Origin of the sequence: Sutcliffiella tianshenii, assembly GCF_016908565.1 — a bacterium.
Classification (GTDB): domain Bacteria; phylum Bacillota; class Bacilli; order Bacillales; family Bacillaceae_I; genus Sutcliffiella_A; species Sutcliffiella_A tianshenii.
Map to the genome: position 1 here is coordinate 276,530 of NZ_JAFBED010000005.1, position 26,658 is coordinate 303,187.

Sequence of the window (26,658 nt, forward strand, 5' to 3'; positions counted from 1 at the left end):
ATCACCCTTACTATAGGACTTAAGTAATTTCCTTCATTTTAATGCAAGCCCTTTCAAAAATCAATCAAAATCATTCATAATATTTCAGCAACGAGCAAAAACCGTTAAAAACGAGCAAAAAAAAAGAAACTAGATATCTAGTCCCTTCTCCCTTGGTTCAACAACTTGAAATATCAGCTATTCAACACTAAATTCCCCTTTTGCCACCACTTCATTATCCTGGATGATTTTCATTATATAGTCCCCTTCTTCCTCAGGCGCATACATGCTCGCCACTACACCCGGCCAGTCGGGTGGGACTTCATCTTCCCATTGATCATAAAGGGATTCCGTGCCCTCCAGCTTTTCAATCACCACTTTATAAGGACCGCCTTCTAGACTTGAAAAATAGAAGGAAAAGAAAATTTCATCATATGGCTGAAACTCTGAAGATGGATCGTCGATTTCCCCATCCATTTCACTATACCCGAACTCAATCACTTCCACTTCCGGAGTTGCAAAAACCGGATCTAATATAAATGCAGATATGACAATGTAAACTATAATCATGAAAATTGCCAAGAAAACACCAAGAATGCTCCTTCCCCCGTCTGTAGCTATTTTATCCTTAAGATATATGTCCTGGTGAGAGTTTTTCACAATCGATTTCTCTGCTTGCAAGTAGTATAAATAGTTACCCATTAGTCCAAGGAAAACGGAAGTTCCCATCCCAATTCCACTGTTTATCAGGGAACCATCTATATCTAATGCATATAAAATGACATCCGTTACCAGGAATACTGCCACTAGCGCAAACAGTACAGAGTACATCTTTCTGTATCCCAACCAGAAAAACCCCAAAAAGAATGCCGCCCAATTCCAGCTATCCTTCTTCACTTCCCCCGTTTCGATCTGCCACTTGTTGATATAATAGTCGGCATTTTTTCCAATATAGGCTCTTAGCGCCTCCGTCTTGGCGCTCTTATCTGAAGTTACATCATGTCGCAGATCATTCTGATTGAAATCCGCTGACGTTGGATTATTTATTGGTGCTCCGCAACTAGGGCAAAACCTTGAATTAATATCATGTTTTGCTCCACATTTTGAACAATACATCCTTTTTCCCCTTTCTAAAAATCCTATGTATTTAATGAATTCATTACATAAAATTTCATTATTTTACATATTTCCACAAATCATTTCGAATTCCCTTCTTTTTCATAGTAAACGACATATTACGCAGTCCCACAAAGTGCTATAATGTTCTTAGACAATTTTTCGTATAAGGCGATTAATAGATTATGATAAATATATTTTTATAAAAATCGTAGAGGTGAGATTAATTACAACTAAAAAGAACTTCAAAATCGAGGCAATCACTGATGGGCATGTTTTTTACCGATATCGGGATCAACAAGTTTATCTTAATAATTTGATTGCTTTCATTAGTAGCGGTCTGAAAAACAATCAGCATATCTTAATTGTCGAGAGCATGAAAAACATTCCTAAATTAAAAAGGGAAATGGAAAAATCATTTAGTAAAGAACAGATTTCAACCGTCAGATTAGTGAACAATTTTGATTACTACTTTGCAGGCGGAGATTTTAATACGCAAACTATTCTTGATCACTTCCAAAAGGATATTACCATCTTAAAGAATTTAAACCCCACTTTTCGCACTTGGGCACATGTAGAGTGGGCTTCTGATAATCCCGATGCAACCTTGCTCAAAGAATATGAATCCGAAGCTGATGATTTTGTAACAAAAGAAAATCTGATTTCTGTTTGCGCGTACTCGCAGGCCTCTCTTACACCGGAGTTAAACTCCGTACTAGAACAAGTTCACAACTATGTGATGACGGATGACGAATTCTATGCTTCTTCTTTATATAGAAAATAGCAGAACTTCTATAGAGCCAAGCACTCGCTTGGCTCTTTTTGTAGCTATTGAACAAGTCCTCCAAAGCTTAATTTCATTAACTAAAGCATCCAATAGTTTTATTTTGTTTTTCCACCCACTGCACCTATAATACATACATCCAATCTAGTGAGTAATGACAATTTTTTTACTTTCTGTTAATCTGCAAACTTTCTCGATAATTTCCGGATATTCTAAAACTATAACAAAGTAGGTGATGTCCTTGAAGTTCTCAACCAAGCTAGGGCTTTGGTTTTTCTTCTGTATATTGATAATTGAAACTGGTTCCATGCTTTTTCTACATCAGCATGTCGTACAGTCCCTAATCGATAATGAAAGAAAGTCATTAATGGCAAGGGGCGATAGCCATCGGGACGTTCTTGAAGAATCGTTTACCGACAATACACTTCAACATATCGTGTTAATGGAATCGAAAACCGATACCGAAGTGGTGATAACAGACCAAAGTGGAAATGTTATCGAATCTTCCATTGCTATCAACGACGAAATTAACTCCATTATTTTTCCAATTACGAATGATGATCTGATCATTGAAGCAGATTGGGAGTCACAATCCTATATAGCCACTGCCTCCCCATTCAGTTCGAATAGTGGGGAAAGTGGAACCGTCTATATGCTAAAAAGCACCAACCAAATGAAAGGTTTGATTACCAATTTAAACCACCATTTCGGGATTGCTGTTATCATTATTTTATTTTTTCTGGTGATTACAAACCTTATATTAGTGAAGCTACTAACCAAACCGTTAGTATCCATGAAGGAAGCGACAAAGAGAATCAATGAAGGAGACTTCACTGTAACCCTGCCTGTGAAATCCAGGGATGAGATAGGTGAATTGGCAAATTCCATTCAAACATTGGCAGGCAATCTAAACTATCTGCAACAGGAGCGAAAGGAATTCCTGGCAAGCATATCCCATGAACTCCGGACTCCACTCACCTATATCAGAGGTTATGCCGACATTGGTCAGAAGCCTCAATTGACGGACAGTCAAAGGATTGAATATCTGAAAATCATCCATGAAGAATCGATCAGGGTTTCAACTCTTCTCGAGGATCTATTCGAATTGGCCAAAATGGACCAAAATTCTTTTTCTATCACTAAGGAAGATATCCAATTAGGGGATTTTTTACAGACTATCTTCGATAAGGCTTATCCCGTATTCTCCAATTCCGGCATAGAACTTAAGTTATATCGCAAACAGGAATGCTATGCGAATATAGATCCATTGCGATTGGAACAAGTAGTGCTGAATGTATTGGATAATGCTCTCAAGTATTCAGATGGAGGCACTACAACCATTGAACTCAGCAAAAAGGACAATAACTGCAAACTCACCATCTCCGACCAAGGGAAAGGAATACCGGATGATCAAATCCCGTATATTTTTGATCGATTATATCGAGTGGAAAAATCCCGCTCTCGCCTTACAGGTGGAGTTGGTCTTGGGTTATCCATCGTAAAGGAAATTGTGGATGCCCATGGCGGGGAGCTGAAGATTTGCAGTGAGATCGGTGTCGGTACAAGTGTATCCATTCTATTAAAGGAGGTATCTATTGGTGAAACGAATTTTATTGGTCGATGACGAGCAAAGAATGCTCGACCTCTTGGCACTCTATTTGACGCCTCACGGGTTTTCCTGCATCAAAAAGACTAGTGCTTCGGAAGGTATCCGGTTTCTGAAAGAGCATGAGGTGGATCTCATTATTCTTGATATCATGATGCCAGCAATGGACGGTTGGGAAGCTTTGGGGGCTATCAGGGAAATCAGTGAAATCCCCATCATCATGCTGACTGCTCGAAACGATGACAGTGACATGATAAAAGGCTTGAAAAATGGTGCGGACGATTACATTTCCAAACCATTTAATGAAGATGTGCTTATAGCGCGCATTGAAGCTGTCCTCCGCCGTTCATCAAAGGAGGAATCAAAGGAAAAGCCCTTGCTATTCAATGGTTTATCCCTTGATTTTGTTTCTTACAAACTTTCCTATAACGGAAATCCAATAACAGTTACACCAAAAGAATTTGCCTTACTTGAGTTATTTTTAACTTATCCGGATAAGGTTTTCTCACGGGACCATCTTCTTTCTTCGCTTTGGCAGTTGAAGGCAGAGACCGAAAACCGCACCATAGACTCCCATATTCGAAATCTCAGAGAAAAACTACGACAGGCAGGTTTTAATGTGGACAGGCATCTGAAAACAATTTGGGGCGTCGGGTATAGATGGAATGATAAATTCGAGTCAAGCTAAGCAGCTCAATGGAGGTTCAGCAATGAAAAAGATGAAGCTTATTATTCTGTTAACAATTATCGGCCTTCTGGTTATCGGATGTTCAAGTAAAGGTGAGAATGGTGACTACTTTGTAGTAGCAAGGGAAGAACCCATCAATCATATTCACGGTATTGGTTACTTGGGGGATAAGAAAGAACTATTTCTAGCAACCCATCATGGCCTTGTACGCTTTTCTGAAGGTAAATGGTACAAGACAAGTAGAAATAATCATGATTACATGGGATTCCAGACGACAGATGAGCATTTCTATTCGAGCGGTCATCCTGAGCTCGGCTCCGACTTAGAAAACCCTTTAGGGCTCATAAAAAGCAAAGACCGGGGTGCTTCCATGGAAAAGATTGCTTTTTACGGGGAAATTGATTTCCACTATCTTGCGGCAGGCTATAAAAGTCATACGCTATATGTTTTTAATGAGCATGAAAACTCCCTGAAAATCGGTCTCCATTATTCGGTTGACGAAGGGCAAACATGGGAGACAGGTTCCATGAAAGGAATCTCTGCAAACTCAATAGGAAACATTGCGGCACATCCTACTGTTTCCGAAAATGTTGCCATCTCTACCAATAAAGGATTATTTATTTCTTCTGACTTTGGTAATGAGTTCAAATTGCTGACTAGTTCAAGTCCTGTGACAACAGTGGAGTACCAGGAGGACAGCCTGATGTACTTTATCTTGGAAAACAGCGAAAGCAAACTAGTAGAATACAATTTGAGTAATGAAGCTACTGAGGAGTTGTCTCTGCCGGATGGGGTCTCCAGTAAAAATCCCATCATGTTTATTGCCACAAATCCAGATAATAGGTCTGAGATCATAGCCGTGTCCCTGAATAATGACATTTATCTGTCGCAGGATAATGGAGCAAACTGGAAGCTGTTAGCAGCAGAAGGAAGCGTCACGAATGAATAGGGGAAGGAATCAGCGGTAATCCATTCAATTAGTTAAATAGAGCGTTATATACAACACACTAGGGGGATATATCAGTGGAACAAATATCAAGAACATGGAATCTTATTTGGTTTCCTTATGTCATTTATATCATGTACTTTTTGGGAGTTGGCCTCATCTCGGGCGGGATAGTCCATATGCCAATCGAACCCGCTCGTTATTCTATCATTTTAATCTTAGGTTCAATCCTATTTATTTCTGCATCTTTTGTAAATGAGTTTTATGTAGAAAAGAAGAAAATGAATCTTTCCCAAGCTATCAAGCTTTTATTTTTTTCACTTCTACTTTCTTTGGGAGTAGGTATGGTAAGCGGTGGTATTCAGCATTTTAGTGATTTAGGTGGATATGCTGTGATATTAATCCCAAGTGGCATTGTATTGTCAGCTATAAGTTTTATTTTTAAAAATAATATTCCATTGAGCACAAAACAAGCTGCTTTAGTAATTGCAATGTTATTTCTACTAGTTTCTCCTCTAGCATTGACTCTTAACTGGTACGTTGATGGGGAAGCCCAGCATGAAAGTGATAGTGAAATTAGAAATGATGGTCACGGACATGGTCATTAATATTTTTCATAAATCTATACCTGTTTCATCAAAAAAGCTCGCTACCAATGCGAGCTTTTCTTTATTGCTTATTCTGTTGATGATAGTTCTTCTTCAGTTACCCACTTATGATTGGTGACTTCTTTTCCACTGTCTTTCAAAGTGAAGTCTACCATATAGACGGTGGTTTGTTCAGCTGAATCAATAACTGCAGTGGCACCCTCCATACCTTCCATATGTTCAGCTTCTACTTTTACTTCAGCACCTGCTTCATAGGGTTCTCCCTGTCTATCCGCTATTTCTTCGTGGATGATCCATTTATGATCTTCGACTCTTTCTCCACCATCTGTTGGGTCATAGGAAATGGTATATACCGTTGTTTCATATGCTCCAACAATCGTAGCCTCCGCTCCCTCCATGCCAGGCATATGGGCTTCTGTAATAATCGCTTTAGTGCCTACAGGAAAGGCTGGATTTTCTGCTTCTTCAAGTCCTTTTGGCACCTCACCAGAACCGGACATATCCATTCCGGAATGATCCATACCAGAGTGATCACCTTCCGAGTGTTTCTCATCATTCTTGTTTGAAGCTGTATCATTTCCGTTATTTGAACAGGCTGTTAAGACTAGCAATGCTGCAAGAGTCCCTACCATTAATATTTTTTTCCATTTCATCCTTGTTTCCTCCTTTAAGAGTAGTAAAACTAATATACCCAAAAAGTTTGCAGAAATTATGGAGGAATACAAATTCTTCTGATTTGATAAACATGAGGCGTGGGGTAAGGATCAGAAAAAGCTTGGATAGAAAATTTGGGGAGATGGAGGTGAGAAAAGGAAAAAGATATACCTTTGTGGGAACCACTTTAAGAACTCCAATATATAAGAAGGGGGACAGTTCCCCGTCCCCCTTTGCTCAAATATACTTCCGATGCACACTCTTCCCATCATAAGTAAACAATACATTCTTCGTCTCGATCACCGACTCCATATGCACCGGTCTGCCCCAGATCTGATGGATGTACGGCATTACTTTCTCTAGATATTTGAGATCCAGTTCAATCCCTTCAAACCAATGCTTGAGGTAGAGCTCCCCTGCACGGAGGTAATCACCGTCATTGACGGTGATATACGGGAAGCCTCCATTCACCCTCATGTTCACCAGCTGGTCCCGCACCTTTTCCCATGCCTTATCGACAATCTTATAGTCCTTTCCCTGTTTTTGGAAAAGGTACATATCCTCCCGCATGACTAGGTCCTTGTTCAGGTAGTTGCGAAGGAACGAAATATCTGATTCCACTTCCCGTACCTCGAACATTCTTTCACGTCCGGAGCCAGGCTTGATGCCGTCGCGCTTCATCTCTTCTGTCGGATTGTTGTAGCGTTCTTCTATGTCTTCAAAGATTTTTATCCCCAGGTAGTATGGATTGATGCTTGTGCGGGATGGCTGCACGACGCCTGCATTCAACTTGGCATATTCAAGGGCTTCACCGCTTGTGAGATCCATTTCGCGGAGGATTCTTTGGTGCCAGTAGGAAGCCCAGCCTTCGTTCATGATTTTTGTTTCCATCTGTGGCCAGAAGTAGAGCATTTCCTCCCGCATCATCGTCAGGATATCGCGTTGCCAGTCCTCAAGCTCGCTGCTGTAATGCTCAATGAAGAGCAGGATATCCTTTTCAGGCTGTGGCGGGAATTTCTTTTTCCTCTTTTTCGGGACTGCCTTTGGCTTGTTGCGCGAATCAAGATTCCACAAATCATCGTAAGCGCTCGTTTTTTTCTTCTCTTCCTCTTCCTCCTCCATATCCTCGATGCTCCAGGAGAGCTTGGATCTGATTAATGACGGATCGATATGCTCCTGGATGGCAAGGACGGCGTTTAGGAAATTTTCAACCTCTTCCTTCCCATGATCATGTTCGTACTGCTTGATCCTCTCTGCCGTTGCCGCCATGCTCTCGACCATATCCCGGTTCGTATTCTGGAAACGGCAGTTATTTTTGAAAAAATCGCAGTGGGCAAGCACATGCGCCACAATCAGCTTATTTTGAATGAGTGAATTTGTATCCAACAAAAAGGCGTAACAAGGATTGGAGTTGATTACAAGCTCATAGATCTTACTGAGCCCCAGGTCATAATGCAGCTTCATTTTGTGAAACTGTTTACCGAAGCTCCAATGGGAAAAACGAGTCGGCATTCCATATGCTCCAAAAGTATAGATGATATCGGCTGGGCAAATCTCATAACGCATCGGGTAAAAGTCCAGGCCAAAGCCCTTTGCAATCTCGGTAATCTCATCGATTGCCCGAAATAACGCTTTTTCGTCATCTGCTCTCATCTCAGAACCTCCCTTTTCCTCTTATCACAATGTATGAACAAGGTTCTGATATGATGAAAAGGGATTGCTTTTTTATGAACTTCTTTTCTGATTCCGGGAAAGAATAGGGATGAGAATGTTATACTTTTCTTACTGTGATTTTTTGGGGGAGTGTTCTTTTTGGAATTTGCATTATTTATTATTATGGGGTTTTCCATCAGTATGCTTTCGGGCTTTTTCGGCATTGGGGGAGGCTTCGTCCTGACACCCGTACTCATGTTGATGGGGTTCAGTCCAATTGAAGCCATTTCTACAAGCCTTTTGTATACGATCGGCACATCCATCTCGGGTGTTGTCGCTCATTTTAAAATGAAAAATATTTTATGGAAGCAGGCCCTGATCATCGGGACAAGCGGAATTTTGGCTACACAGCTTGCTTATCCTTTTGTGGAGTGGCTGGATTCGACCGGACTTGACGAGACGGTTATTCCTGCGATGTATTTGATATTGCTCAGCTACTTCGCATTCAAGATGCTTAAGCAAACTACCCGGGGAAGCAAAGGAAAGCATCTATCCAATTCGATTTACCCATTGATGATCATTGGATTGATTGGAGGATTCCTCTCCACTGCACTTGGTGTCGGGGGCGGATTCATCATTGTACCGCTATTGATCAGCTTCCTGGGGTTTCCTTCGAGGAATGCAGTCGCCACCAGCCTGACTAGCGTGATTTTCATTGTTTCTGCAGGATTTCTTACTTATGCCGTCAATATACCGATTCATTATGACACCGGGTTCCTCCTGATTGCCGGAGCCATTTTCGGTTCCCAGTTGGGTGCTAAAGCTACCTCCTATGTGAAAAACGTCACCATTCAGCGTCTGCTCGGCATTCTTTACATTTGTACAATGGCGAGCCTGATCATTAATATGACAGATTATACCGTACTTGGCTTAGTGGTGCTTGCATGCTATACGTTGACGATGAACATCTTCATGTTTTTCCGGATTTTTAAGCATGACGTGGTGGAGTCGAATGGGTGAAAGCTTTGTTGAATGGGGATATGAAGAGCTTTTCTGACTTCTGTCCATGGCAAAAAGCCCTTCATGACGCCTATGATGAGCTTTTCTAGCCTCTGTTCATGACAAAAAGCTCTTCATCACGCCTATGATGAGCTTTTAGACTAGGTACAAGACGTAAAAAGCCCTTCATCCTATTGGTTCTTCAAAGGTTACTTTCATAATTGAAAAAAGGGTTGCCGCGAAGTGAAAGAAAACCACTTCGCGGCAACCCTTTAATATTTCACGTAATATATGACAAAAACGCTGTCGCAATCCCAAAATAGATCAACAGCGACAAAATGTCATTGACCGTTGTAATCAGCGGCCCTGATGCGATGGCAGGGTCTATTTTCAATTTGTAAAGGATGAGCGGAATGATGGTTCCGGCCATGGTCCCGATGATTAAGGTTATAAAAAGGGAAGCACCGACGACCATCCCCAGAATCAAGTCCCCTTGCCATACATAGGCAATGATTGAAATAAGGATCGCACATGTAACACCGATTGTTATCCCCACACCCAACTCACGGAAAACAACCTTGGTGACCACTTTTTTATCCAAATCACGGGAAATGAGTCCACGTACAATCACAGCCAGTGACTGCGTGCCGGTATTACCTGTCATCCCGGCGATCATCGGCATAAAGAATGCCAACGCAACGACGTCATCCAATGTACCTTCGAATCCACTGATGATACTACCTGATATAAGTCCAATAAATAATAATAAGATCAGCCACGGTAATCTTCTTGCAGACGCTACAAGCGCCGGTGTATCGAAATCGATGTCTTTACCTGATGCGGAAAGCTTTTCGATATCTTCGTTCGCTTCCTGGATTACGACGTCAATGACATCATCGACTGTGATAATCCCTATCAAGGTCTTTTCATCATCCACGACCGGTACGGCTAAAAAGTCATACCGTTCAATGACATGGGCCACTTCCTCCTGATCCGTATCGACATGGACGGATATGACACGGGAGAACATGATGTCCATGATTTTTTCATGTGCATCCGCCAAGATAAGGTCACGATAGGATACAACTCCTACCAGCCGTTTCGCTTCATCAATGACGTATAGATAGTTGATCGTTTCTGCCAATTCCGCAAAGGATTTAAGCTTATCAACTACTTCGCGGACGGTATACTCCTGCGGAATCCAAACATATCGATTGGTCATCAGTCGGCCGGCAGTTTCCGATTCGTATTTCATCAGGTCCTGGACTGCCGTGGATTCAGCCTTGTTCATTTTTGATAAGAACGCTTCTTGGATATCAGGATCCATCTCATCAAACAAGGAAGCGAGATCATCATTGTCCATGCGATCCATGACTTTTGCCGATTTATCTACCCCAATCTTCTGAAGCACCTCAAGCTGTTGCTCCTGATTCAACTCCTGTATGAGGGCAGTCAGCTGGTCGATTGTCAGATACGTCAAAAAGCGGACACGGTGTTTTTCAGGAAGCTGCTGATAAATGATGCCTGTATCATACGGTTGTAATTCTTCGATTATATCCTGGAAAGCCTTACGCTTCCCGTCTTTTAGAAAGGTAATGATATTTAATATGATTTGATCCTCTGTCATGTTATGCACCATGCGCGCTACCTCCTCTGCCTGCTAGGAAGTACAAGGATTCACTCTATTTTTCCACCAAAGGAGCGGTAAGCAAAAATATATATGTATCCTGTACTGCCTTTGTGTTTGTCCTCGGACTCGGACTACTATCCATTTTCGCTACCAGCTCCTTTTCAATATTTTCCCCATTAAAAAAGCACCTTTCATCACAGAATGAAGGCGCATAAAGGCATAGTTACCCTTATAGATTCCCTCATTCGTAGAGCTTTAGCACTGTGTGGCATAGGAATGATCCAGCTGCATTAAAAACCACCTTATATCGATGGTTCCTGTTGACCCATTGGCGTCTTTGGACGTTTCTGGGCAGCAGCGTATCTCCACACAGGAGCCTCACCTAACGAAGGTTCGAGTGTTTTCACAACTACTACTCTACAAGGGAAAAACCGACTATGTCAACCTTTTTCGGTTACTGTTTTTTCTCTTCGATATTTACTGATTTAAGCTGCTTTGTTTTAGGGTTGAATGTAAGCGCTACATAGATATCGATGCTTTTGTTATCCTGTTTGGCAGTGAAATGAAAGGTATCCTTCGCTTCCGTGTCAGAGATCTCTTCACGTCCCTGATACTGGTAATCGGAAATTTCCGCTTCCGGATAATTCTCCTTGGCCAGCTGGATTGCGATTTTACCCCATTTTTCATAATCGGTATTTTCTGCTTGTACCACGCTGATTGCTGTAGATAGCACTAATAAAACACTTAACAAACCTAATACCCATTTTTTCATATAAAATAACCTCCAAAGTTATTATTCGTGTTTATTCTTCCTCAAACGACACAGATTCATTACTTGTTCCCATAAAATTTTCATCCGTACTTTTCCTTTAGTATTCCTATGGAGATAAGACCAACATTTACAATGAGGATTCCGGGTCAAAAAGACGCAAAATAATATCACTCCTTACCAAGAGGAGGAAGGGAAATGAACTCAGTCGACTATGATCGAGCATTGTATTATACGCACCGTTCGGAGTGGGATAATCTGCTCATCTTAATGGTAAGAACGAAGGACGATTTTTTATCGAAAAACATTGAAAACTTTTTGCACTCCTACAATTTCTCGAAGGATTATCGGGAAATTGAAAAGCACCTGTACCAATTGTTGCGCTATATCGATCACGCTGTAGACAGAAGCGCAGCAGATCATGATGAACATGCAGAAGTCAGCCATGGGTATATGGTGTAGGGAGTTTGATTTTTTATTGTAAGCAGCAAAATGGGGTTTATTCGACCCTGATTTGCTGCTTTTTGGTTGTGGCTGGGGCTTGCTGGTTGTCTTCACGAGAATTTTTGTTGGGTATTGGCACCTGGAACCATTCTTAAGTGAGGTATCTTAACGTAACTGCTCTTGATCCTCACGTTACTCGAGAAGATTCTCACGTTTCTTGACTCTATCCTCACGCTTCTGGGGTTTATTCTTACACAACTCGGTTTTATTCTCACGCTTCCTTTAAATAAAAAAAAGAGACCCACTCAGGCCTCTTCCTTCGCTAACAAATACTTTCGCATTTCTGCGTACATCACCAATTCATTATAAAGTGCTTCCACTAGCTTGGCGCTTTCTTCATTGACAGCATCATTTTCGTAGTCAAAGCAATGAGGATCAAGCACAAGTTGCTTTGGAATCACATTGGCATACACTCCGCGCCCGACTGTACGCATACTGTTCAGTGCATTGATGCCGCCCTTTCCGCCCCCGGCAACCGCCAATAGTCCAACCGGCTTCTGGTGGAACTGCTCGCTTCCGAGAAAGTCCATCGCGTTCTTCAAGGCTCCACTCATGGAACTATGGTATTCCGGTGAAAGCAATAGTACGGCATCTGCCTCCTTCACCTTTTTCCGGAGTGCAACCACATTCTCAAGTTCTGCCTGATACGCTTCCCCATTATATAAAGGGATATCCCCTTCACTGAGATCAATCAGATCGGTATTAAAGGTACGTTGAATATATCTTGCGGCAATTCCTGTTCTGCCGCTTTTCCGCGGACTTCCGTTGATGATGACGATGTTCATTTAAAATTCTCCCTTCAACTTGTTGATACTCTTAGTATATCTGTATACCCGATTATCGAAATCGGAAAATATGGCTAAGTTTACCTACAAATATGGAAGGAGCTTTTGCACCAAAATCTACGACTAAAGTTGTAGGATTTTACCCTATTCCATGCTTCACCGCGTACAGGGCTGCCTGTGTTCTGTCTGCAAGCTCCAATTTTGCCAGGATATTGGACACATGGGTCTTGACCGTTTTTTCAGTAATGAAAAGGGAGGAGGCGATTTCCTTATTGCTCTTCCCTTTTGATATCTCACCAAGCACCTCGAGCTCCCGTTTTGTCAATTCTTCATGCAGGGATCGATTGTTTCCCCCGCCTTTTGTCAGATGGGACATCACGTGAGAGGTCACTTTAGGGTGCAGCTGACTTTCGCCACGGTGAACCGCATGGATGCTCGCGATCAACTGATCCGGCTCCACATCCTTCAGCTGATACCCTGCCGCTCCGGCACGGATGGCGGGAATCAAATGGTCCTGGTCTGAGAAACTTGTCAGGATCAACACTTTGCATGCCAAGCCCATATCCATGATCCTTCTTGTGGCTTCAATCCCATCCACTTCTGGCATGACGAGGTCCATCAATATTACATCAGGCTTCAATGAGGAAGCAAGCGTCACAGCCTCCTCCCCATTTTTGGCCTCGCCAACTATTTCAATATCCTTTTGTGTTTTCAAAAAGAACAATAACCCACGTCGTACAACGTGATGGTCATCTGCAATCAGGACGCGTATCATCGATTTTCCTCCCTTTTCACCGGCATCTCAATTCTTACTTTCGTTCCTTGGCCAAGTTCGCTCCAAACTGATAAGCATCCGCCTAAAGCTTCTGAGCGTTCCTTCATGCTTCTTAATCCCAATGAAGGTATCTCTTTGCTTTCATGAACGGAGAACCCTGCACCCCTATCCTCGATTTCAAATATGACCTGTTTTTTTTCTACGACAATCCGAAGCATCGCCTCACGGATACCTGCATGCTTTTTACAATTATTGAATGCCTCCTGTCCAATCCGCCAAAGGCATTCTTCAATATGTGTAGGCAGATCTATGACACCTTTCACTTCACAGTCGATTTCCATCCCAAGCACCTTGCCGTAATTCATCAGGGCACTCACGAGTCCATTTTCAAGCCCCTCTGGCCGCAGCTGCCAAATAAGTGCCCTCATTTCACTTAATGCCTCCTGTGACAGCTCCTGCATATAGGTCAGCATTTCTTTTATTTGCGGATTGTCTGTAAGTTCTTTCGTCCCTCGTGCGGTAAGCATCAATGAAAACAAAAGCTGGTTGACGGAATCATGAAGATCCCTGGCCAACCTGTTACGTTCAGCGAGCACCAGCAGATGCTGTTCATTTTCTGCAAGTCTAATCCGCTTCAGCGCAGTGCCTATCTGAAAAGCCACAGATTCAAGTAGCGCAAGCTCTGAATCAGAAAAATGGGTCTTTTTCGGGGATGCCACATTTAACAGGCCGAATTTCTCTTCACCTGCTCTTAATGGGACTGTTGCATGATGAGTTATATCTCCTGTATCTCCCGTATCATATTTAACTGCATCCTCAAGTCTTTTGCATTCTATGATATTCGATGCACGCTTCAGCCGTCCATCTTTATACTGATCCAAGCACCAGCATCCTCCTTGGCACATCGGTTTTTTATTGTCCTTGATCAGTGCTTCTGGAAGATTGAAGGCGGCCGTTAATGTATAGGAGCCTTTTTCGTCAATCAAGTATATCCAGCCTGTCTGAAGGCCAGTGACCCTCAATAGTTCTTCCAAAACGCCACTTAACATCGATTGCAGATCATTGGCTTGATTCAAAGACTCTGCAATAATCTTCAGCGCGCGTAATTCCTGTATCCTCTGAGCCTCGCTCACAAAGCCTCTCCCCCTTGAACCTATAAACTTCCACTCAGTATCTTTCTATTGTAACAAGCCTTTCCCCTTTTCACCTTGGAAAAAAGTCCACACTCTTCTACAACTTTAGTCCCAGAAGATTCAAAATAAAGAGGGGCCAGACCCCTAAAACAGGTTCGACCCCTCTTTCAATGTTCTTATCTGTTTCCTGCTGAATTCAGCTCTGCCAAGAGATCCTCCACCTTCACCATGAAGGCTTTTGAAATTTCTTCGAGCTTCTCTTTACTTTGCTCCATTGTTTCAGACTGGATACCAAAATAGAATTTCACTTTCGGCTCGGTACCAGATGGACGTACACAAACCCATGAACCATCCTCCAGGAAATACTTCAGCACATTGGACTTTGGCAATTCGATTTTTTCCTGCTTCCCGGAAGCGGTAACCGTTCTTTCCTGTACTGCATAATCCTCGACGACCTCTACCTTATATCCATTGACCTCGGAAGGTGCTGCGTCTCTGAATGCAGTAAGAAGGCTTGCAATCTGTTCTGCACCTTCTTTACCTTTCAAAGTCAGTGACTTCATGCCTTCAAGATAATAGCCATACTTTTCATAAAGCTCCATCAGGCCCTGATACATCGTCTTGCCCTGTTTTTTATAGAAAGCACAGATTTCTACAGCCATGACAGCAGCCTGTACTGCATCCTTATCGCGGGCAAAATCCCCGATCAAGGATCCATAGCTCTCCTCATATCCGAAAAGGAAAGTGTATTGACCTGTTGCTTCATACTCTTTCATTTTTTCCCCAATGAATTTGAAGCCTGTCAGTGTGTCGACAGTTGCAACTTGATAACTGTCTGCAATCGTACGTCCAAATTCTGATGTAACAATGGTTTTCAGCATCACACCATTATCCGGAAGCGTTCCTGTCGCTTTCTTTTCCGCTAAGAGATAATGAAGGAACAATGCTCCCGTTTGATTTCCTGTCAGAATCACATATTCACCTGATTCATCCTTAACTGCTACACCAAGGCGGTCGGCATCGGGATCTGTTGCAATGAGAATATCCGCATCCATTTCTTTACCATCACGGATGGCAAGCTCAAACGCCGCATGCTCTTCCGGATTTGGAGATGCTACAGTAGAAAAATTGGGATCAGGCAATTCCTGTTCCGCTACAATTTTTACATTGGTATATCCAAGAGCTTCCAAGCCTTCACGCACCGGGAGGTTAGCTGTACCGTGAAGCGGTGTGAAAACCACCTTCACTTTATCACCCATCTCCTTACCTAGCTCCGGATGTACAGAGATGGTTTTCAGCATGTCCTGATACTCACGGTCAATTTCTTCGCCGATGATTTTGATAAGCCCTTTTTCTTTTAGGATCTCTTCGGATTCCACCTTGATCTCCAGCTCATTTTCCACTTCCTGCACTTTGGAGATCACTTGATCCGCTTCCAGTAGAGGCAGCTGACCACCATCCGGACCATAGACTTTATAGCCATTGTATTCAGGCGGATTGTGGCTCGCTGTCACCACAATTCCGGAAAATGCATTCAACTTACGGACCGCAAAGGACAGTACCGGAGTCGGACGCAAGCTTTCGAACACATATGTCTGTATACCGTGGCTTGCCAAGGTTTTAGCAGCCTCCATCGCAAATTCAGGTGATTTATGACGGCAATCATAAGCGATCGCAACCCCGCCTTTTTTTGCTTTTTCCCCAAATGATTCTATGTATCGCGCCAGTCCCTCGGATGCTTTTCGAACCGTGTATACATTCATTCGATTCGTGCCTGCGCCGATTTCCCCGCGCATGCCTCCTGTTCCAAACTCCAACTCTTTATAAAAGCTATCTTCTTTCGCTTTTTCATCATTTTTCATTTCTTCTAAAAGCTTGACCATTTCCTCGTCAAGGTTCGAGTTACTTTCCCAAAGTTCGTATTTATCCATCCAGTTCATGTTTCTCTTCCTCCTTGCAATTATCAGGATACTGTAGACTTCTCTTAAGCCGGTACGACATCCTGCAAATATAATACGTCAGTTTGCGACAAATTGTGCACCGCGAACGCTTCCATTATTATTATACTAGAAAAGGAAAGGAATCGCATCGGCAATTCCTCAAAGCGGTTAATTGCTTTTCATCCATCATCTTCCATTACAGTGACCGCATCCTTGATATGCTTTTCCAATTGTATTCGATGCATTTCCTTCATTTCTTTCGTCCAAAAAAGCTCCCTTGCCATTACATCCAATACCTTTCCCTTCCATTTTTGCACCCAGTTGATTTGGAAAAAAAGTGCACCAGTACGCCTGATGAAAAAATCCAGGGGTGTCACGGCCATCTCTTCACGGATGGCATAAAGGAGCTGCACATGGATGTCCATTGGCAATGCGAGTTTAGTCCCCTTTGCTTGCACATTTTCAGCGATCCTGTATAGCTTATCAATATTCGATCCATATCTACTCACGAGTGATGAGGCAATCTCTTTTGGAAACCCAATCCTCTGCCCCTCTTCAGTCTTTTTCGCCACAAACGCCGGCAGATTCTTGGACCCGCCGATATCCCCGCCTGAAATGGGCAGCCCTTTCGTTTTGCAGGCACCGAACTTCACCTGAAAATCCTTGAGAAGCATTTTCCCAATAAGGTCCACTACCGTTTCCGCCATTTTTCGGTATCCGGTCAGCTTGCCGCCTGCGATCGTTATCAATCCGGAATCAGAAAGCCACACCTCATCCTTTCGGGAGATTTCCGAAGCGGATTTTCCCTTTTCAAAAATGAGGGGCCGCACTCCTGTCCAGCTGGATTCTATGTCTTCTTCCTTGATGTTCAGGGCCGGGAACATGAATTTTATTGCCGCGAGCACATAGTCCTTATCCTCTCTCACCATCCTTGGGTGGAGCATATCTTCCTTGTAGACAGTATCTGTTGTGCCCACATAGGTTTTCCCGTCCCTGGGGATGGCAAAAATCATCCTTTTATCCTCTGTGTCAAAATAGATCGCCTGTTTTAATGGGAATTTACCCTGGTCAAATACGAGATGGATCCCTTTTGTCAATTGAAGATGCTTCTCTTTTTTGGAGCCATCCATATCACGAAGCGAGTCCACCCACGGGCCGGCAGCATTGACTACTTTTTTCGCACGGATCATATAGCTTTTTCTGCTAGCCTGATCGACCACCATTGCCCCTGATATCCTGCCCTGTTCATAAAGAAGCTTTTCCACCTTGGCATAGTTCACTGCATCCGCTCCATGTTTTACAGCTTCCTTCAGCACCTCGATCGTCAACCTTGCATCGTCTGTCCGATACTCGACATATAGGCCACCGCCTTTTAACCCTTCTCTTTTCAACAAAGGCTCTTTTACTAACGTTTCAGATGGTGTGAGCATCTTCCTCCGCTCTGACTTTTTGACTCCTGCCAAAAAGTCATAAACACGAAGGCCGAGGGATGTGGAGGTCTTGCCGAATGTCCCTCCCTTATAGATCGGCAAAAGCATCCATTCCGGTGTTGTGACATGCGGCCCATTCTCATATACAACCGCACGCTCTTTCCCCACTTCCGCTACCATCTTCACTTCAAGCTGCTTTAAATATCGCAGGCCCCCATGAACCAGTTTGGTGGAACGGCTCGACGTCCCTCCTGCAAAGTCCTGCATCTCCACAAGGGCCACCTTCATCCCGCGGGATGCTGCATCCAGCGCAATGCCGCAACCTGTTATTCCGCCACCCACAATAAGGATGTCATATGTAGCTTCCTTCATGTTTTCCAAGATCATCATACGATTCGTGCTGGAGAAGGATGTTTTTTTCATAAGATAAAAGCCTCCAAGTGTTTTTTCTTCTACTTACTACTACACAAAAAAAGACCACAGCAAACATAGACAAAGCCCTTGCTCTGATTATGTTCTGTGATCTCTTCCCCGATTATGACCGATTATTGACTTACTATGATTATACCATATTTTTCTTTTTACTTGAAAGCCATAGTTGCCCGGATCGCTTTTTTCCACCCGTCATATAGTTCCTTTTGCTGCTCTTCTGACATCTTTGGCTCAAAGCTTCTTTCCACTTGCCATTGTGAAGCGATTTCATCCTCACTTTTCCAAAATCCTACAGCAAGGCCTGCCAGATAGGCTGCACCAAGAGCGGTCGTTTCATTGATGGTGGTCCGCTCCACATCCACTCTGAGCATATCACTTTGAAATTGCAGGAGGAAATTGTTTTTAACAGCGCCACCGTCCACACGGAGCGCCTTCAGCGAGATTTTAGAATCCTGCTCCATCGCCATAAGGACGTCCTTCGTCTGATAGGCAAGTGATTCCAGTGTGGCCCGGACAAAATGCTCTTTGGAAGTGCCACGGGTCAACCCGAACACCGCACCTCTCACATCACTGTCCCAGTAAGGAGTCCCAAGTCCAACAAAGGCCGGAACCACATAGACTCCATCACTTGATTCAACTCTTGTCGCATATTCCTCACTTTTTGCAGCATCCTTGAACATGCGTAGACCGTCCCTGAGCCATTGAATCGCCGATCCTGCTACAAAGATACTCCCTTCCAGGGCATATGTGACCTTTCCATTTACGCCCCAGGCAATGGTGGTCAATAGGCCGTTTTCCGACTTGATCGCTTTCTCTCCGGTATTCATCAACATAAAGCAGCCGGTACCGTATGTATTTTTTGCCATTCCCTTCTCATAGCAGGCTTGACCGAACAATGCAGCCTGCTGGTCGCCTGCTGCCCCGGCAATCGGGATCTCCTGGCCGAAGAAATGGAAATCAACTGTGTTACCATAGATTTCAGAGGATCCCTTCACCTCAGGTAGCATGGACTTAGGAACCCCAAGGATTTCAAGGAGCTCATCATCCCACTCTAGTTCATGGATATTGTACATCAATGTCCTTGATGCATTGCTATAGTCTGTTACATGTGCCTTGCCACCGGACAGTTTCCAGATCAGCCAAGTGTCGATCGTTCCAAAAAGCAGCTCTCCGTTTTCCGCTTTCTCTCTCGCACCCTCCACATTATCCAGCAGCCACTTCACTTTTGTTCCGGAAAAATAGGCATCTATTAAAAGGCCTGTTTTATCACGGAAAAGATCTGCATGGCCCTGCTCCTTCAGCTCCTCGCAAATCAAAGAGGTCTGTCTCGATTGCCACACGATGGCATGATGGATCGGCTCTCCCGTTTCCTTTTCCCAAACAACGGTTGTTTCACGCTGATTCGTAATGCCGATACCTGCCACCTGCTCCGGCTTGATTCCGGACTCTGAAATGCACGAGGCAATCACTGCAAGGATGGAGCTCCAGATTTCGTTGGCATTATGCTCCACCCAGCCAGATTTGGGGAAATACTGTTTAAATTCCTTCTGTGCCGTATAGACAGCTTCCCCTTTTTTATTGAAAAGCATGGCACGCGAGCTTGTGGTTCCCTGATCCAGGGATAGAATGTATGATTCCATGTATTTTCCGCTCCTTTCCGTTCTCCTTTTGTAGAATTTCTCCCGAGGTGGATTAAAATCCTTCTTTATACGGTATGTTCGTTGATTTTGGTAGATTCCCCCCTACAATACCACCCAAAATAACACCGGAAGCGTAACAAGGGTCAATACGGTACTTACGAGGGTTGCACTTGAAACAAACTCGGGCTCTGTATTGAACTCCACCGCATACATCGTAGTATTTGCGGCTGCCGGCATAGCAGCCATCACGATCATCAGCTGCTTGATCAACTCATCAACAGGCAGGACAAGGGTAATTAGAAATGCAATTAAAGGTGAAACAATCAGCTTGATTCCCACCGCATAAAACAGCTTCTCTTTTTTGGCCGCTTTAATGGAAATCTTGGCAAGCTGCATTCCAAGGATGACCATGATTACAGGAATCGTCGCATCGGCCACAAGATTTACCGCCTCCATGATGGGCATGGATACCGGAATGGAAAGGTATTGAAAAGCAAGGCCGATCAAGGCCCCATACATGATGGGCATCTTCACGACAGCCCTTGCGGCGGAGCGGAAGCCATCGTTTTCCGGGCTACCTTTAGCAGCGTAATACACACCGACAGTCGCCATCAGCATCTGCTGGGCTACCATCAGGACAACCGCGTACTCAAACCCCACGACTCCGAACAGCAATAGTGCTAGAGGTGTTCCATAATTTCCGTTATTCATGAAACTTGCTGACAGAATCAGGCCGCATATCTCCGCTCTTGAGTACTGTTTAATCCAGGATAACAGGTAAACAAATACAATCAGGGAAAAGCACAGCAGGATGGTGTACAGCACAATATAGAGATGCTCACTCGTAAACTCATTCGTATAGAAAGTTCGGAACACAAGTACAGGGGACAATAAATATAATGCCATTTTCGATAAGGCTTTCGTATCGAACCCGAGTGTTTTTTGACCAATGAACCCAATTGCAAATATAAGGAAAACTGGTAAAAGTACGTCTAGAAAAATCATGAAAAATCCTCTCAATCTGCTACTATTTCAATGTTGTAGTTTTTTTCTATCTTAACAAATCCACTGAAAAATGACAGAGATTTATTTCGGCTCACTTAATATTTTCCAATTCTATTCCCTTGCACGAATTACAGGTAATGGAGTACACTAATTGTATTCCGATTATACAGGTGGGATTAATAAGTTATGGAAAATGCAAACTCAACTATACCTAAACCGCTCGTCACATTTAATCAATGGTTCATTTTACTTTCTGTCGTGATTTCTTTAATCACTGGATTTTATTTTATAATGCTACTGCCTTTTTTGGCTGGCACACTCGGCTTGCTAACAGGGGCTAACCCGGTCTTGAAACTGGCTGGAAAGCTTCTTTCAAAGCCCAGATCTTCATACCTCCAGGAGGAAAAAGCCCAACTGCAATTCAATCAGACAATCGCTGTGGGTTGTCTTGCATTGTCACTGATCGGCTTTTATTCAGGAATGGCCACCATGGGCTATATTTTCTCCATCATGGTGGCAGCAGCATCAGGCATTGCACTATTAGGATTCTGCGTCGGATGCTTTATCCGTTTCCAATGGCAGCAATTTCAATACCGCAGACGCACGGCAAAATAAATAAAAGGGGGCGACTTCATTTCGCGAAGTCGCCCCCTTTTATTTATTTCTTATATTTAATTTCATATACATCCCGTCTTCTGTCCTTCAGCTGACGCACTGTTCCGGACTGACGCTGGCGACGAAGGATTTCGAGATCCACATCCCCGATGATCACCATTTCGATATTCGGGTTGCACTCGCCGACGACCCCGTCACGGGCAAATTCAAAGTCAGATGGGGCAAATATGGCGGACTGGGAATATTGGATGTCCATGTTTTCCACTTGGGGAAGGTTTCCGCATGTACCTGCAATGACCGTATAGATCTGATTTTCGACCGCACGTGCCTGTGCACAATATCGTACCCTGAGATATCCCTGCCTGTCCTCTGTATTGAAAGGACAGAAGATGATATTTGCGCCTTTTTCAGTCGCTATGCGGGCAAGCTCCGGAAATTCTATGTCATAGCATATCTGAATCGCGATCTTTCCGCAATCCGTATCAAATACCTTCACCGTATCTCCGCGGCTGATCCCCCACCATTTTCGCTCATTTGGGGTGATATGGATCTTATACTGCTTCTCGATCGTTCCATCACGACGGAAAAGATAGGCAATATTGAACACTTTATCATCCTCTTCGACGAAGTGGGAACCTCCGATGATATTGACGTTGTACTTTACAGCCAAATCGGTGAAAAGCTGGATATAGTCTTCGGTATATTCCGTCAGACGCTGTACGGCTTTACTTGGTGATCTTTCATTCAGAAAGCTCATCAGCTGAGTGGTGAATATTTCCGGAAACACAGCAAAATCCGCTCCTGCATCAGAGGCCACATCTGTATAATATTCCACCTGGGTCGCAAACTCTTCAAATGAACTGATGGGCTTCATCATATATTGGACCACACATACGCGGACAGGGAAGGATGTTTTAAAGTGACGCTTTGTTTGCGGGATATACTCCACATTGTTCCATTCCATAAGGGTTGCGTACTTATTTGAAGCGAGATCATCCGGGAGATAGCCTGGATTGATCCTCATCAATGTAAATTCATTCATTAGCTGGAACGATAGCACCGGATCATAGATTTTATGGCGCATCACCTGGCGGACGTATTCGCGTGGTGACATTTCGTCTGCATGCTTATGATAATTCGGGATTCTCCCTCCGATAATGATACTCTTCAGGTTCAGCCTTCTCGCCAGATCCTTCCGCGCTTCATAAAGGCGATGACCGACCTTCATCCTCCTGAAGCCTGGATGCACCATCACTTCTATTCCGTAAAGATTGTAACCATCAGGATTATGATTCGTTATGTAGCCTTCGTCGGTGATATCATCCCATGTATGTCGATCATCATATTCATCAAAGTTGATAAGCAGGCTTGAGCAGGAACCGATGATTTCCCCATCATATTCCGCACATAGCTGCCCTTCCGGAAACATGATCAAATGACTTTCCAGCTGTTCTCTTTTCCATGGCTCCATTCCGGGAAAGCATAAATGTTGCAGTGCAACTATATCATCTATGTCTTTCATTTCTATATTTCTAATAATCATTTTTTTCTCAAATTTAGACAAGTCGATTTTAGACAAAAACACCATCTCCTCATAATTGTGCTAAATAAATGGATTTTAAACCGGGCTTTTTCTGTAAAAAAAGGAGAATTACCCAATATTACTTATTCCCCAATTTCATTCATACAAAACACATACCCTTTCAGTTTTACATAATGGGCACGAGATTTGAAACAATAAGCATCATTACACGAGACTAACCTCGAAAAATGTTGGAACTCCAAGGTGAAGAGGTTAATATTTCCTGAGAAATTTGTCACAACCAATAAGGTATCGTCGTCTATTGTTCGGGTATAGTCTAATGCTAACTTCAATCCTGTCATGAAATGTTCACAGGTGAAATGTTGGATTAGCTTTGCAATGCGGATGGACAAGTAATATAATTTTAAACAAGAAAGAATCCAAGATTTATGAAACCAAGATAAATGAGGCGGGAAAAAAGTGGATCACTCCAAAAAAATCGAAAACCTTTTATTGACGGCTTCTGTTGTTGCTTTAGTTGCTGCTTTGGGAAGCTTATATTTTTCCGAGATTCTATTGTACATACCTTGCGAGCTTTGCTGGTATCAGCGTATTCTGATGTATCCGCTTGTCATTATCCTGGGAATAGCTGTGGTAAAAAAAGATGCTGGAATCGCTACATATGTCCTGCCACTTTCCATTATTGGCGTAGCGATCTCCTTCTACCACTATCTTGTACAAAAAGTCGACTTCATCGGGGAAAACTCGGTGTCTTGTGGCGTAGTTCCATGTACAGGGCAGTATATCAACTGGTTGGGCTTCATCACAATCCCATTTTTGGCACTTATCGGATTTACACTTATCACCATCATCCTATTCATCGTTAGAAAATTGAATGTAAAGGAAGGAAAATAATCTTGAAGAAAATTATCATTATCGTATCTGTCATTGTAGCAATTTTCATCGCATTAGCTGCCATTACGAATATCCAACAGAAACAAAAGTCTGAAGGCAACCCATTTGGAAAATCAAAGATATATCCAGCTACTCAAGAACAATTGGATGATCCATTGTATCAGAATATCATTCTTCCTGAAGAACTGGAGGAAAAGCTGGATAATGAAGAATCTGCCACCATCTATTTCTATAAATCGGATTGCCCTGCATGCAAGAAGACAAGTCCGGTGGTCGTTCCGATGGCGGAAGATATGGGGATTGACCTCGAAATGTACAACCTGCTTGAATTTGAGCAAGGCTGGGATGACTATGACATCCACTCCACCCCTACACTGGTCCACTTTGAAGATGGCAAGGAAGTCAGCCGACTTGAAAACTATCACCAGGATGAGTCAGTATTCTCAGATTGGCTTGAGAAAGTAAAAGAAACTACGGGCGAATGATGCGCCAGTAGTTTCTTTTTTGTTACACTAGGAATTGATTGGATGCCCGGATGAACTTGCTGAGCATCGTGGGATTTTTTGGCTGTTGTGTAAACTGTTCAATGGCAAATGGAAAGGAAAATCCAAAATCCCTTAACATATTGACATTCCTCTTATATATTTCGCGATGCTTCAGTTTGATGCCCTCATCCTGGATTGTCTCAATGACCGCAATGATTGCCTGGAGACAGGAAATGATATGAAATGCTTCTTTCAGTGTTCCATTATAATCGGTAAATGTATCATGTACGGCACCAGTATGGAGGGATAACTGACTCTCAAGGTTTTCTATTTCTCTGTCTGTGAAATAATAAGGAAGAATGTTCGTTAAGAGGTGCTGGACCAGTTCCCCGATATGGTCCTCCTGCTCTGGGGTAGATGCATAAACTACTTTCACGAATTAAAACCCACCTTTGTAACTTCTCTATAATCTCTATAACAAAAGAGTAACATAAATACTTGTTTTATTGCGTAGGTAGTTAATGGAATCACTAGACTCGAAACGACAAAAAGAAGGACATACCTTCTATCTCATTAAAGGAGTTTTACCTATGAAAATACAGTTAAATGTCCGTATGGAAAATGCCCCCACCCTACAAGACTATCTAAAGGATATAGTTGGGGTGCCAAAGGGGCTGCTTCATGAACTGCGAATGTCGAAAAAGGTGCTGGTAAATGGGGCAATCCCCAATTGGACACATACCGTGCAGACCGGGGATATGATCATTCTTCCTGTCATTTCCGAAGCAGTAAGTCCTGATCCAAGCATCATGGACATTTCCGTTCTGTATGAGGACGAGCATATGTTGATTGTAGATAAGGCAGCGGATATAGAGACGCACCCATCTTCCGAAACCGGCCACAAATCGCTTTCCAATGGGGTGGCCCATTATTTCTTAGAGAACGGGATCAAGGCAAAAGTACGGCATATCCATCGCCTTGACAAGGATACAAGCGGCGCCATCCTTTTTGCAAAGCATAGCTTATGCGGATCCATTTTAGATAGGGAGCTTGCGGAACGAAAAATAAAAAGAACCTATCTTGCCCTTGTGGAGGGACTTATGTCCAATTCGTCCGGAACCATTGATAAAGCTATCGGCAAAGACCGACACCATGCTTCCCGGCGGAGGATTTCACCAAGCGGCCAAAAAGCGGTCACCCATTATAAAGTCCTAAAAAAGTTCGAGAAGGAAAAACTGTCACTCGTGCAACTCACACTCGATACCGGCAGGACACACCAGATACGCGTCCATATGAGCAGCCTCGGCCACCCGCTATACGGGGACATCTTATATGGCGCCAAAAACAAGCATTCACGCCACAGCTTGCATGCCTGGAAGTTAACGGTCCCGCATCCGTTTGAAAACGGGTCCGTCACAGTTGAGGCGCCGATCCCGACCGACTTTGCCCCAAGCAGCCTTGCAGGTGAATGGCAAAAGCTGTAGCATAACGATGCTACAGCTCTTTTTTAAATACAAAGCTTGTTTTATCATATTGCATTTTTTCTTCATAAAACCGATGAGCATCCTTGCGTTGTATTCCGGAAGAAAGCGTAACATTCTGGCAACCTTTTTCTTTTGCAAGCATTTCGATATGTGACAACAGCTTTTCCCCGTAACCATTGGACCTTGCATGACTTGCTGTCACAAGATCATACACATAAATATGATAGCCGTCATAATAGTTCGTTAAAGGGATGATGCCGGTGACAGCCATTACCTCCTCGCTATCATAACATGCATGGATTTCATACCCCTCCCGTTTCATCTTTTCATACATCGCAAAGAAGGTTTCTTCTGTTAGATGTGTTCGTAATTCCTTCAACACTTCATACCCCTGCAACAATTCTTCTTTTGTCTTAAGGTGCTTGATCATTCCACTCCCACTCTCCTATGTATAAATAATCTTTCGTTTGGCAATTAACACTATAGTACCTTAAAAATTCACAAGATTGATCTTTTTTTCGAATCTGATCTTTATTTATCGAGATATAATGAAGGCATATA

The 26,658-nt window shown here is 43.1% G+C and carries 26 protein-coding genes and 1 riboswitch; of the genes, 11 read left to right on the forward strand and 15 right to left on the reverse strand.

Annotated elements, in window-relative coordinates:
• Positions 1 to 177: 177 nt before the first annotated feature.
• Positions 178 to 1,095, reverse strand: coding sequence for a DUF2628 domain-containing protein (locus JOC95_RS13300; protein WP_204417318.1), 918 nt, complete (start codon positions 1,093 to 1,095; stop codon positions 178 to 180).
• Between the two features lie 217 nt (positions 1,096 to 1,312).
• Between JOC95_RS13300 and JOC95_RS13305 the strand changes: the two genes are divergently transcribed.
• The 5 genes from JOC95_RS13305 to JOC95_RS13325 all read left to right on the forward strand — a co-directional run bounded on the left by JOC95_RS13305 (position 1,313) and on the right by JOC95_RS13325 (position 5,727).
• Entirely contained in the window at positions 1,313 to 1,879 is a 567-nt protein-coding gene (locus JOC95_RS13305; RefSeq protein WP_338083096.1) for an MEDS domain-containing protein, read from the forward strand.
• 241 nt (positions 1,880 to 2,120) lie between these two features.
• Entirely contained in the window at positions 2,121 to 3,503 is a 1,383-nt protein-coding gene (locus JOC95_RS13310; RefSeq protein ID WP_239582890.1) for a sensor histidine kinase, read from the forward strand.
• Positions 3,478 to 4,173 carry a response regulator gene (locus tag JOC95_RS13315; protein WP_204417090.1) on the forward strand — a complete coding sequence of 232 codons (696 nt, stop codon included), beginning with the start codon at positions 3,478 to 3,480 and terminating at the stop codon, positions 4,171 to 4,173. The genes JOC95_RS13310 and JOC95_RS13315 overlap by 26 nt, the downstream gene beginning before the upstream one ends.
• Before the next feature lie 22 nt (positions 4,174 to 4,195).
• Positions 4,196 to 5,122, forward strand: coding sequence for a F510_1955 family glycosylhydrolase (locus JOC95_RS13320; protein ID WP_204417092.1), 927 nt, complete (start codon positions 4,196 to 4,198; stop codon positions 5,120 to 5,122).
• A gap of 74 nt (positions 5,123 to 5,196) precedes the next feature.
• Positions 5,197 to 5,727, forward strand: a complete 531-nt coding sequence (locus tag JOC95_RS13325; RefSeq protein WP_204417094.1) for a hypothetical protein — start codon at positions 5,197 to 5,199, stop codon at positions 5,725 to 5,727.
• A gap of 68 nt (positions 5,728 to 5,795) precedes the next feature.
• Here the strand turns inward: JOC95_RS13325 and JOC95_RS13330 are convergent, their stop codons facing one another.
• Together JOC95_RS13330 and JOC95_RS13335 are read right to left on the reverse strand one after the other, a co-directional pair.
• A complete protein-coding gene (locus JOC95_RS13330; RefSeq protein WP_204417096.1) occupies positions 5,796 to 6,380 on the reverse strand; it encodes a YdhK family protein in 585 nt (194 codons plus the stop codon).
• A 238-nt stretch (positions 6,381 to 6,618) separates the two neighbouring features.
• Positions 6,619 to 8,034 (reverse strand): SpoVR family protein, encoded by a 1,416-nt coding sequence (locus JOC95_RS13335; RefSeq protein ID WP_204417098.1) that lies wholly within the window; start codon positions 8,032 to 8,034, stop codon positions 6,619 to 6,621.
• A gap of 159 nt (positions 8,035 to 8,193) precedes the next feature.
• Here JOC95_RS13335 and JOC95_RS13340 point away from each other — a divergent pair, with 159 nt between their 5' ends.
• Positions 8,194 to 9,054, forward strand: a complete 861-nt coding sequence (locus JOC95_RS13340) for a sulfite exporter TauE/SafE family protein (RefSeq protein ID WP_204417100.1) — start codon at positions 8,194 to 8,196, stop codon at positions 9,052 to 9,054.
• A 259-nt stretch (positions 9,055 to 9,313) separates the two neighbouring features.
• On the opposite strand, the gene mgtE is transcribed toward JOC95_RS13340, so the two are convergent.
• Entirely contained in the window at positions 9,314 to 10,672 is a 1,359-nt protein-coding gene (gene mgtE, locus JOC95_RS13345) for a magnesium transporter (protein ID WP_204417109.1), read from the reverse strand.
• A gap of 224 nt (positions 10,673 to 10,896) precedes the next feature.
• Positions 10,897 to 11,060, reverse strand: a riboswitch (M-box (ykoK) riboswitch).
• A gap of 57 nt (positions 11,061 to 11,117) precedes the next feature.
• Positions 11,118 to 11,435 carry a DUF3889 domain-containing protein gene (locus JOC95_RS13350; protein ID WP_204417111.1) on the reverse strand — a complete coding sequence of 106 codons (318 nt, stop codon included), beginning with the start codon at positions 11,433 to 11,435 and terminating at the stop codon, positions 11,118 to 11,120.
• A gap of 195 nt (positions 11,436 to 11,630) precedes the next feature.
• On the opposite strand from JOC95_RS13350, the gene JOC95_RS13355 reads away from it, so the two are divergent.
• Positions 11,631 to 11,894 (forward strand): YhdB family protein, encoded by a 264-nt coding sequence (locus JOC95_RS13355; protein ID WP_204417113.1) that lies wholly within the window; start codon positions 11,631 to 11,633, stop codon positions 11,892 to 11,894.
• A 287-nt stretch (positions 11,895 to 12,181) separates the two neighbouring features.
• On the opposite strand, the gene JOC95_RS13360 is transcribed toward JOC95_RS13355, so the two are convergent.
• From JOC95_RS13360 to JOC95_RS13390, 7 genes are all read right to left on the reverse strand, one after another.
• Positions 12,182 to 12,721, reverse strand: coding sequence for an NADPH-dependent FMN reductase (locus tag JOC95_RS13360; protein WP_204417115.1), 540 nt, complete (start codon positions 12,719 to 12,721; stop codon positions 12,182 to 12,184).
• A 139-nt stretch (positions 12,722 to 12,860) separates the two neighbouring features.
• On the reverse strand, positions 12,861 to 13,496 hold the full coding sequence (locus tag JOC95_RS13365; RefSeq protein WP_204417117.1) for a response regulator: 636 nt from the start codon (positions 13,494 to 13,496) through the stop codon (positions 12,861 to 12,863).
• Complete coding sequence (locus tag JOC95_RS13370; protein ID WP_338083097.1) at positions 13,493 to 14,629, reverse strand: GAF domain-containing sensor histidine kinase; 1,137 nt, start codon at positions 14,627 to 14,629, stop codon at positions 13,493 to 13,495. The genes JOC95_RS13365 and JOC95_RS13370 overlap by 4 nt, the downstream gene beginning before the upstream one ends.
• 176 nt (positions 14,630 to 14,805) lie before the next feature.
• Entirely contained in the window at positions 14,806 to 16,569 is a 1,764-nt protein-coding gene (locus JOC95_RS13375; protein ID WP_204417119.1) for a phospho-sugar mutase, read from the reverse strand.
• A 179-nt stretch (positions 16,570 to 16,748) separates the two neighbouring features.
• A complete protein-coding gene (locus JOC95_RS13380; RefSeq protein WP_204417121.1) occupies positions 16,749 to 18,422 on the reverse strand; it encodes a glycerol-3-phosphate dehydrogenase/oxidase in 1,674 nt (557 codons plus the stop codon).
• A gap of 158 nt (positions 18,423 to 18,580) precedes the next feature.
• Positions 18,581 to 20,071 (reverse strand): glycerol kinase GlpK, encoded by a 1,491-nt coding sequence (glpK, locus tag JOC95_RS13385; protein WP_204417129.1) that lies wholly within the window; start codon positions 20,069 to 20,071, stop codon positions 18,581 to 18,583.
• 102 nt (positions 20,072 to 20,173) lie between these two features.
• Positions 20,174 to 21,076, reverse strand: a complete 903-nt coding sequence (locus JOC95_RS13390) for an AEC family transporter (protein ID WP_204417131.1) — start codon at positions 21,074 to 21,076, stop codon at positions 20,174 to 20,176.
• Positions 21,077 to 21,262: 186 nt separating this feature from the next.
• Between JOC95_RS13390 and JOC95_RS13395 the strand changes: the two genes are divergently transcribed.
• Positions 21,263 to 21,691: a DUF4395 domain-containing protein gene (locus JOC95_RS13395; RefSeq protein WP_204417133.1), complete on the forward strand. Its 429-nt coding sequence runs from the start codon at positions 21,263 to 21,265 to the stop codon at positions 21,689 to 21,691.
• A 43-nt stretch (positions 21,692 to 21,734) separates the two neighbouring features.
• Here the strand turns inward: JOC95_RS13395 and JOC95_RS13400 are convergent, their stop codons facing one another.
• A complete protein-coding gene (locus JOC95_RS13400; RefSeq protein WP_239582914.1) occupies positions 21,735 to 23,234 on the reverse strand; it encodes a bifunctional GNAT family N-acetyltransferase/carbon-nitrogen hydrolase family protein in 1,500 nt (499 codons plus the stop codon).
• Between the two features lie 459 nt (positions 23,235 to 23,693).
• On the opposite strand from JOC95_RS13400, the gene JOC95_RS13405 reads away from it, so the two are divergent.
• Complete coding sequence (locus tag JOC95_RS13405; protein ID WP_204417144.1) at positions 23,694 to 24,128, forward strand: disulfide oxidoreductase; 435 nt, start codon at positions 23,694 to 23,696, stop codon at positions 24,126 to 24,128.
• A 2-nt stretch (positions 24,129 to 24,130) separates the two neighbouring features.
• On the forward strand, positions 24,131 to 24,613 hold the full coding sequence (locus JOC95_RS13410; protein ID WP_204417146.1) for a thioredoxin family protein: 483 nt from the start codon (positions 24,131 to 24,133) through the stop codon (positions 24,611 to 24,613).
• A 22-nt stretch (positions 24,614 to 24,635) separates the two neighbouring features.
• Here JOC95_RS13410 and JOC95_RS13415 read toward each other — a convergent pair whose 3' ends face one another.
• Positions 24,636 to 25,049 carry a DUF5365 family protein gene (locus JOC95_RS13415; protein ID WP_204417148.1) on the reverse strand — a complete coding sequence of 138 codons (414 nt, stop codon included), beginning with the start codon at positions 25,047 to 25,049 and terminating at the stop codon, positions 24,636 to 24,638.
• Positions 25,050 to 25,203: 154 nt separating this feature from the next.
• On the opposite strand from JOC95_RS13415, the gene JOC95_RS13420 reads away from it, so the two are divergent.
• Positions 25,204 to 26,097, forward strand: a complete 894-nt coding sequence (locus JOC95_RS13420; protein WP_204417150.1) for an RluA family pseudouridine synthase — start codon at positions 25,204 to 25,206, stop codon at positions 26,095 to 26,097.
• A gap of 10 nt (positions 26,098 to 26,107) precedes the next feature.
• Here JOC95_RS13420 and JOC95_RS13425 read toward each other — a convergent pair whose 3' ends face one another.
• A complete protein-coding gene (locus tag JOC95_RS13425) occupies positions 26,108 to 26,527 on the reverse strand; it encodes a GNAT family N-acetyltransferase (RefSeq protein WP_204417152.1) in 420 nt (139 codons plus the stop codon).
• Between the last annotated feature and the right edge of the window lie 131 nt (positions 26,528 to 26,658).

Coding starts and splice junctions, on each gene's coding strand:
- JOC95_RS13300 (WP_204417318.1), bottom strand. CDS start 1,095: ATGTATTGTTCAAAATGTGGAGCAAAACATGATATTAATTCAAGGTTT.
- JOC95_RS13320 (WP_204417092.1), top strand. CDS start 4,196: ATGAAAAAGATGAAGCTTATTATTCTGTTAACAATTATCGGCCTTCTG.
- JOC95_RS13330 (WP_204417096.1), bottom strand. CDS start 6,380: ATGAAATGGAAAAAAATATTAATGGTAGGGACTCTTGCAGCATTGCTA.
- JOC95_RS13335 (WP_204417098.1), bottom strand. CDS start 8,034: ATGAGAGCAGATGACGAAAAAGCGTTATTTCGGGCAATCGATGAGATT.
- mgtE (WP_204417109.1), bottom strand. CDS start 10,672: ATGGTGCATAACATGACAGAGGATCAAATCATATTAAATATCATTACC.
- JOC95_RS13350 (WP_204417111.1), bottom strand. CDS start 11,435: ATGAAAAAATGGGTATTAGGTTTGTTAAGTGTTTTATTAGTGCTATCT.
- JOC95_RS13355 (WP_204417113.1), top strand. CDS start 11,631: ATGAACTCAGTCGACTATGATCGAGCATTGTATTATACGCACCGTTCG.
- JOC95_RS13360 (WP_204417115.1), bottom strand. CDS start 12,721: ATGAACATCGTCATCATCAACGGAAGTCCGCGGAAAAGCGGCAGAACA.
- JOC95_RS13365 (WP_204417117.1), bottom strand. CDS start 13,496: ATGATACGCGTCCTGATTGCAGATGACCATCACGTTGTACGACGTGGG.
- JOC95_RS13375 (WP_204417119.1), bottom strand. CDS start 16,569: ATGAACTGGATGGATAAATACGAACTTTGGGAAAGTAACTCGAACCTT.
- JOC95_RS13380 (WP_204417121.1), bottom strand. CDS start 18,422: ATGAAAAAAACATCCTTCTCCAGCACGAATCGTATGATGATCTTGGAA.
- glpK (WP_204417129.1), bottom strand. CDS start 20,071: ATGGAATCATACATTCTATCCCTGGATCAGGGAACCACAAGCTCGCGT.
- JOC95_RS13390 (WP_204417131.1), bottom strand. CDS start 21,076: ATGATTTTTCTAGACGTACTTTTACCAGTTTTCCTTATATTTGCAATT.
- JOC95_RS13395 (WP_204417133.1), top strand. CDS start 21,263: ATGGAAAATGCAAACTCAACTATACCTAAACCGCTCGTCACATTTAAT.
- JOC95_RS13400 (WP_239582914.1), bottom strand. CDS start 23,234: ATGATTATTAGAAATATAGAAATGAAAGACATAGATGATATAGTTGCA.
- JOC95_RS13420 (WP_204417150.1), top strand. CDS start 25,204: ATGAAAATACAGTTAAATGTCCGTATGGAAAATGCCCCCACCCTACAA.
- JOC95_RS13425 (WP_204417152.1), bottom strand. CDS start 26,527: ATGATCAAGCACCTTAAGACAAAAGAAGAATTGTTGCAGGGGTATGAA.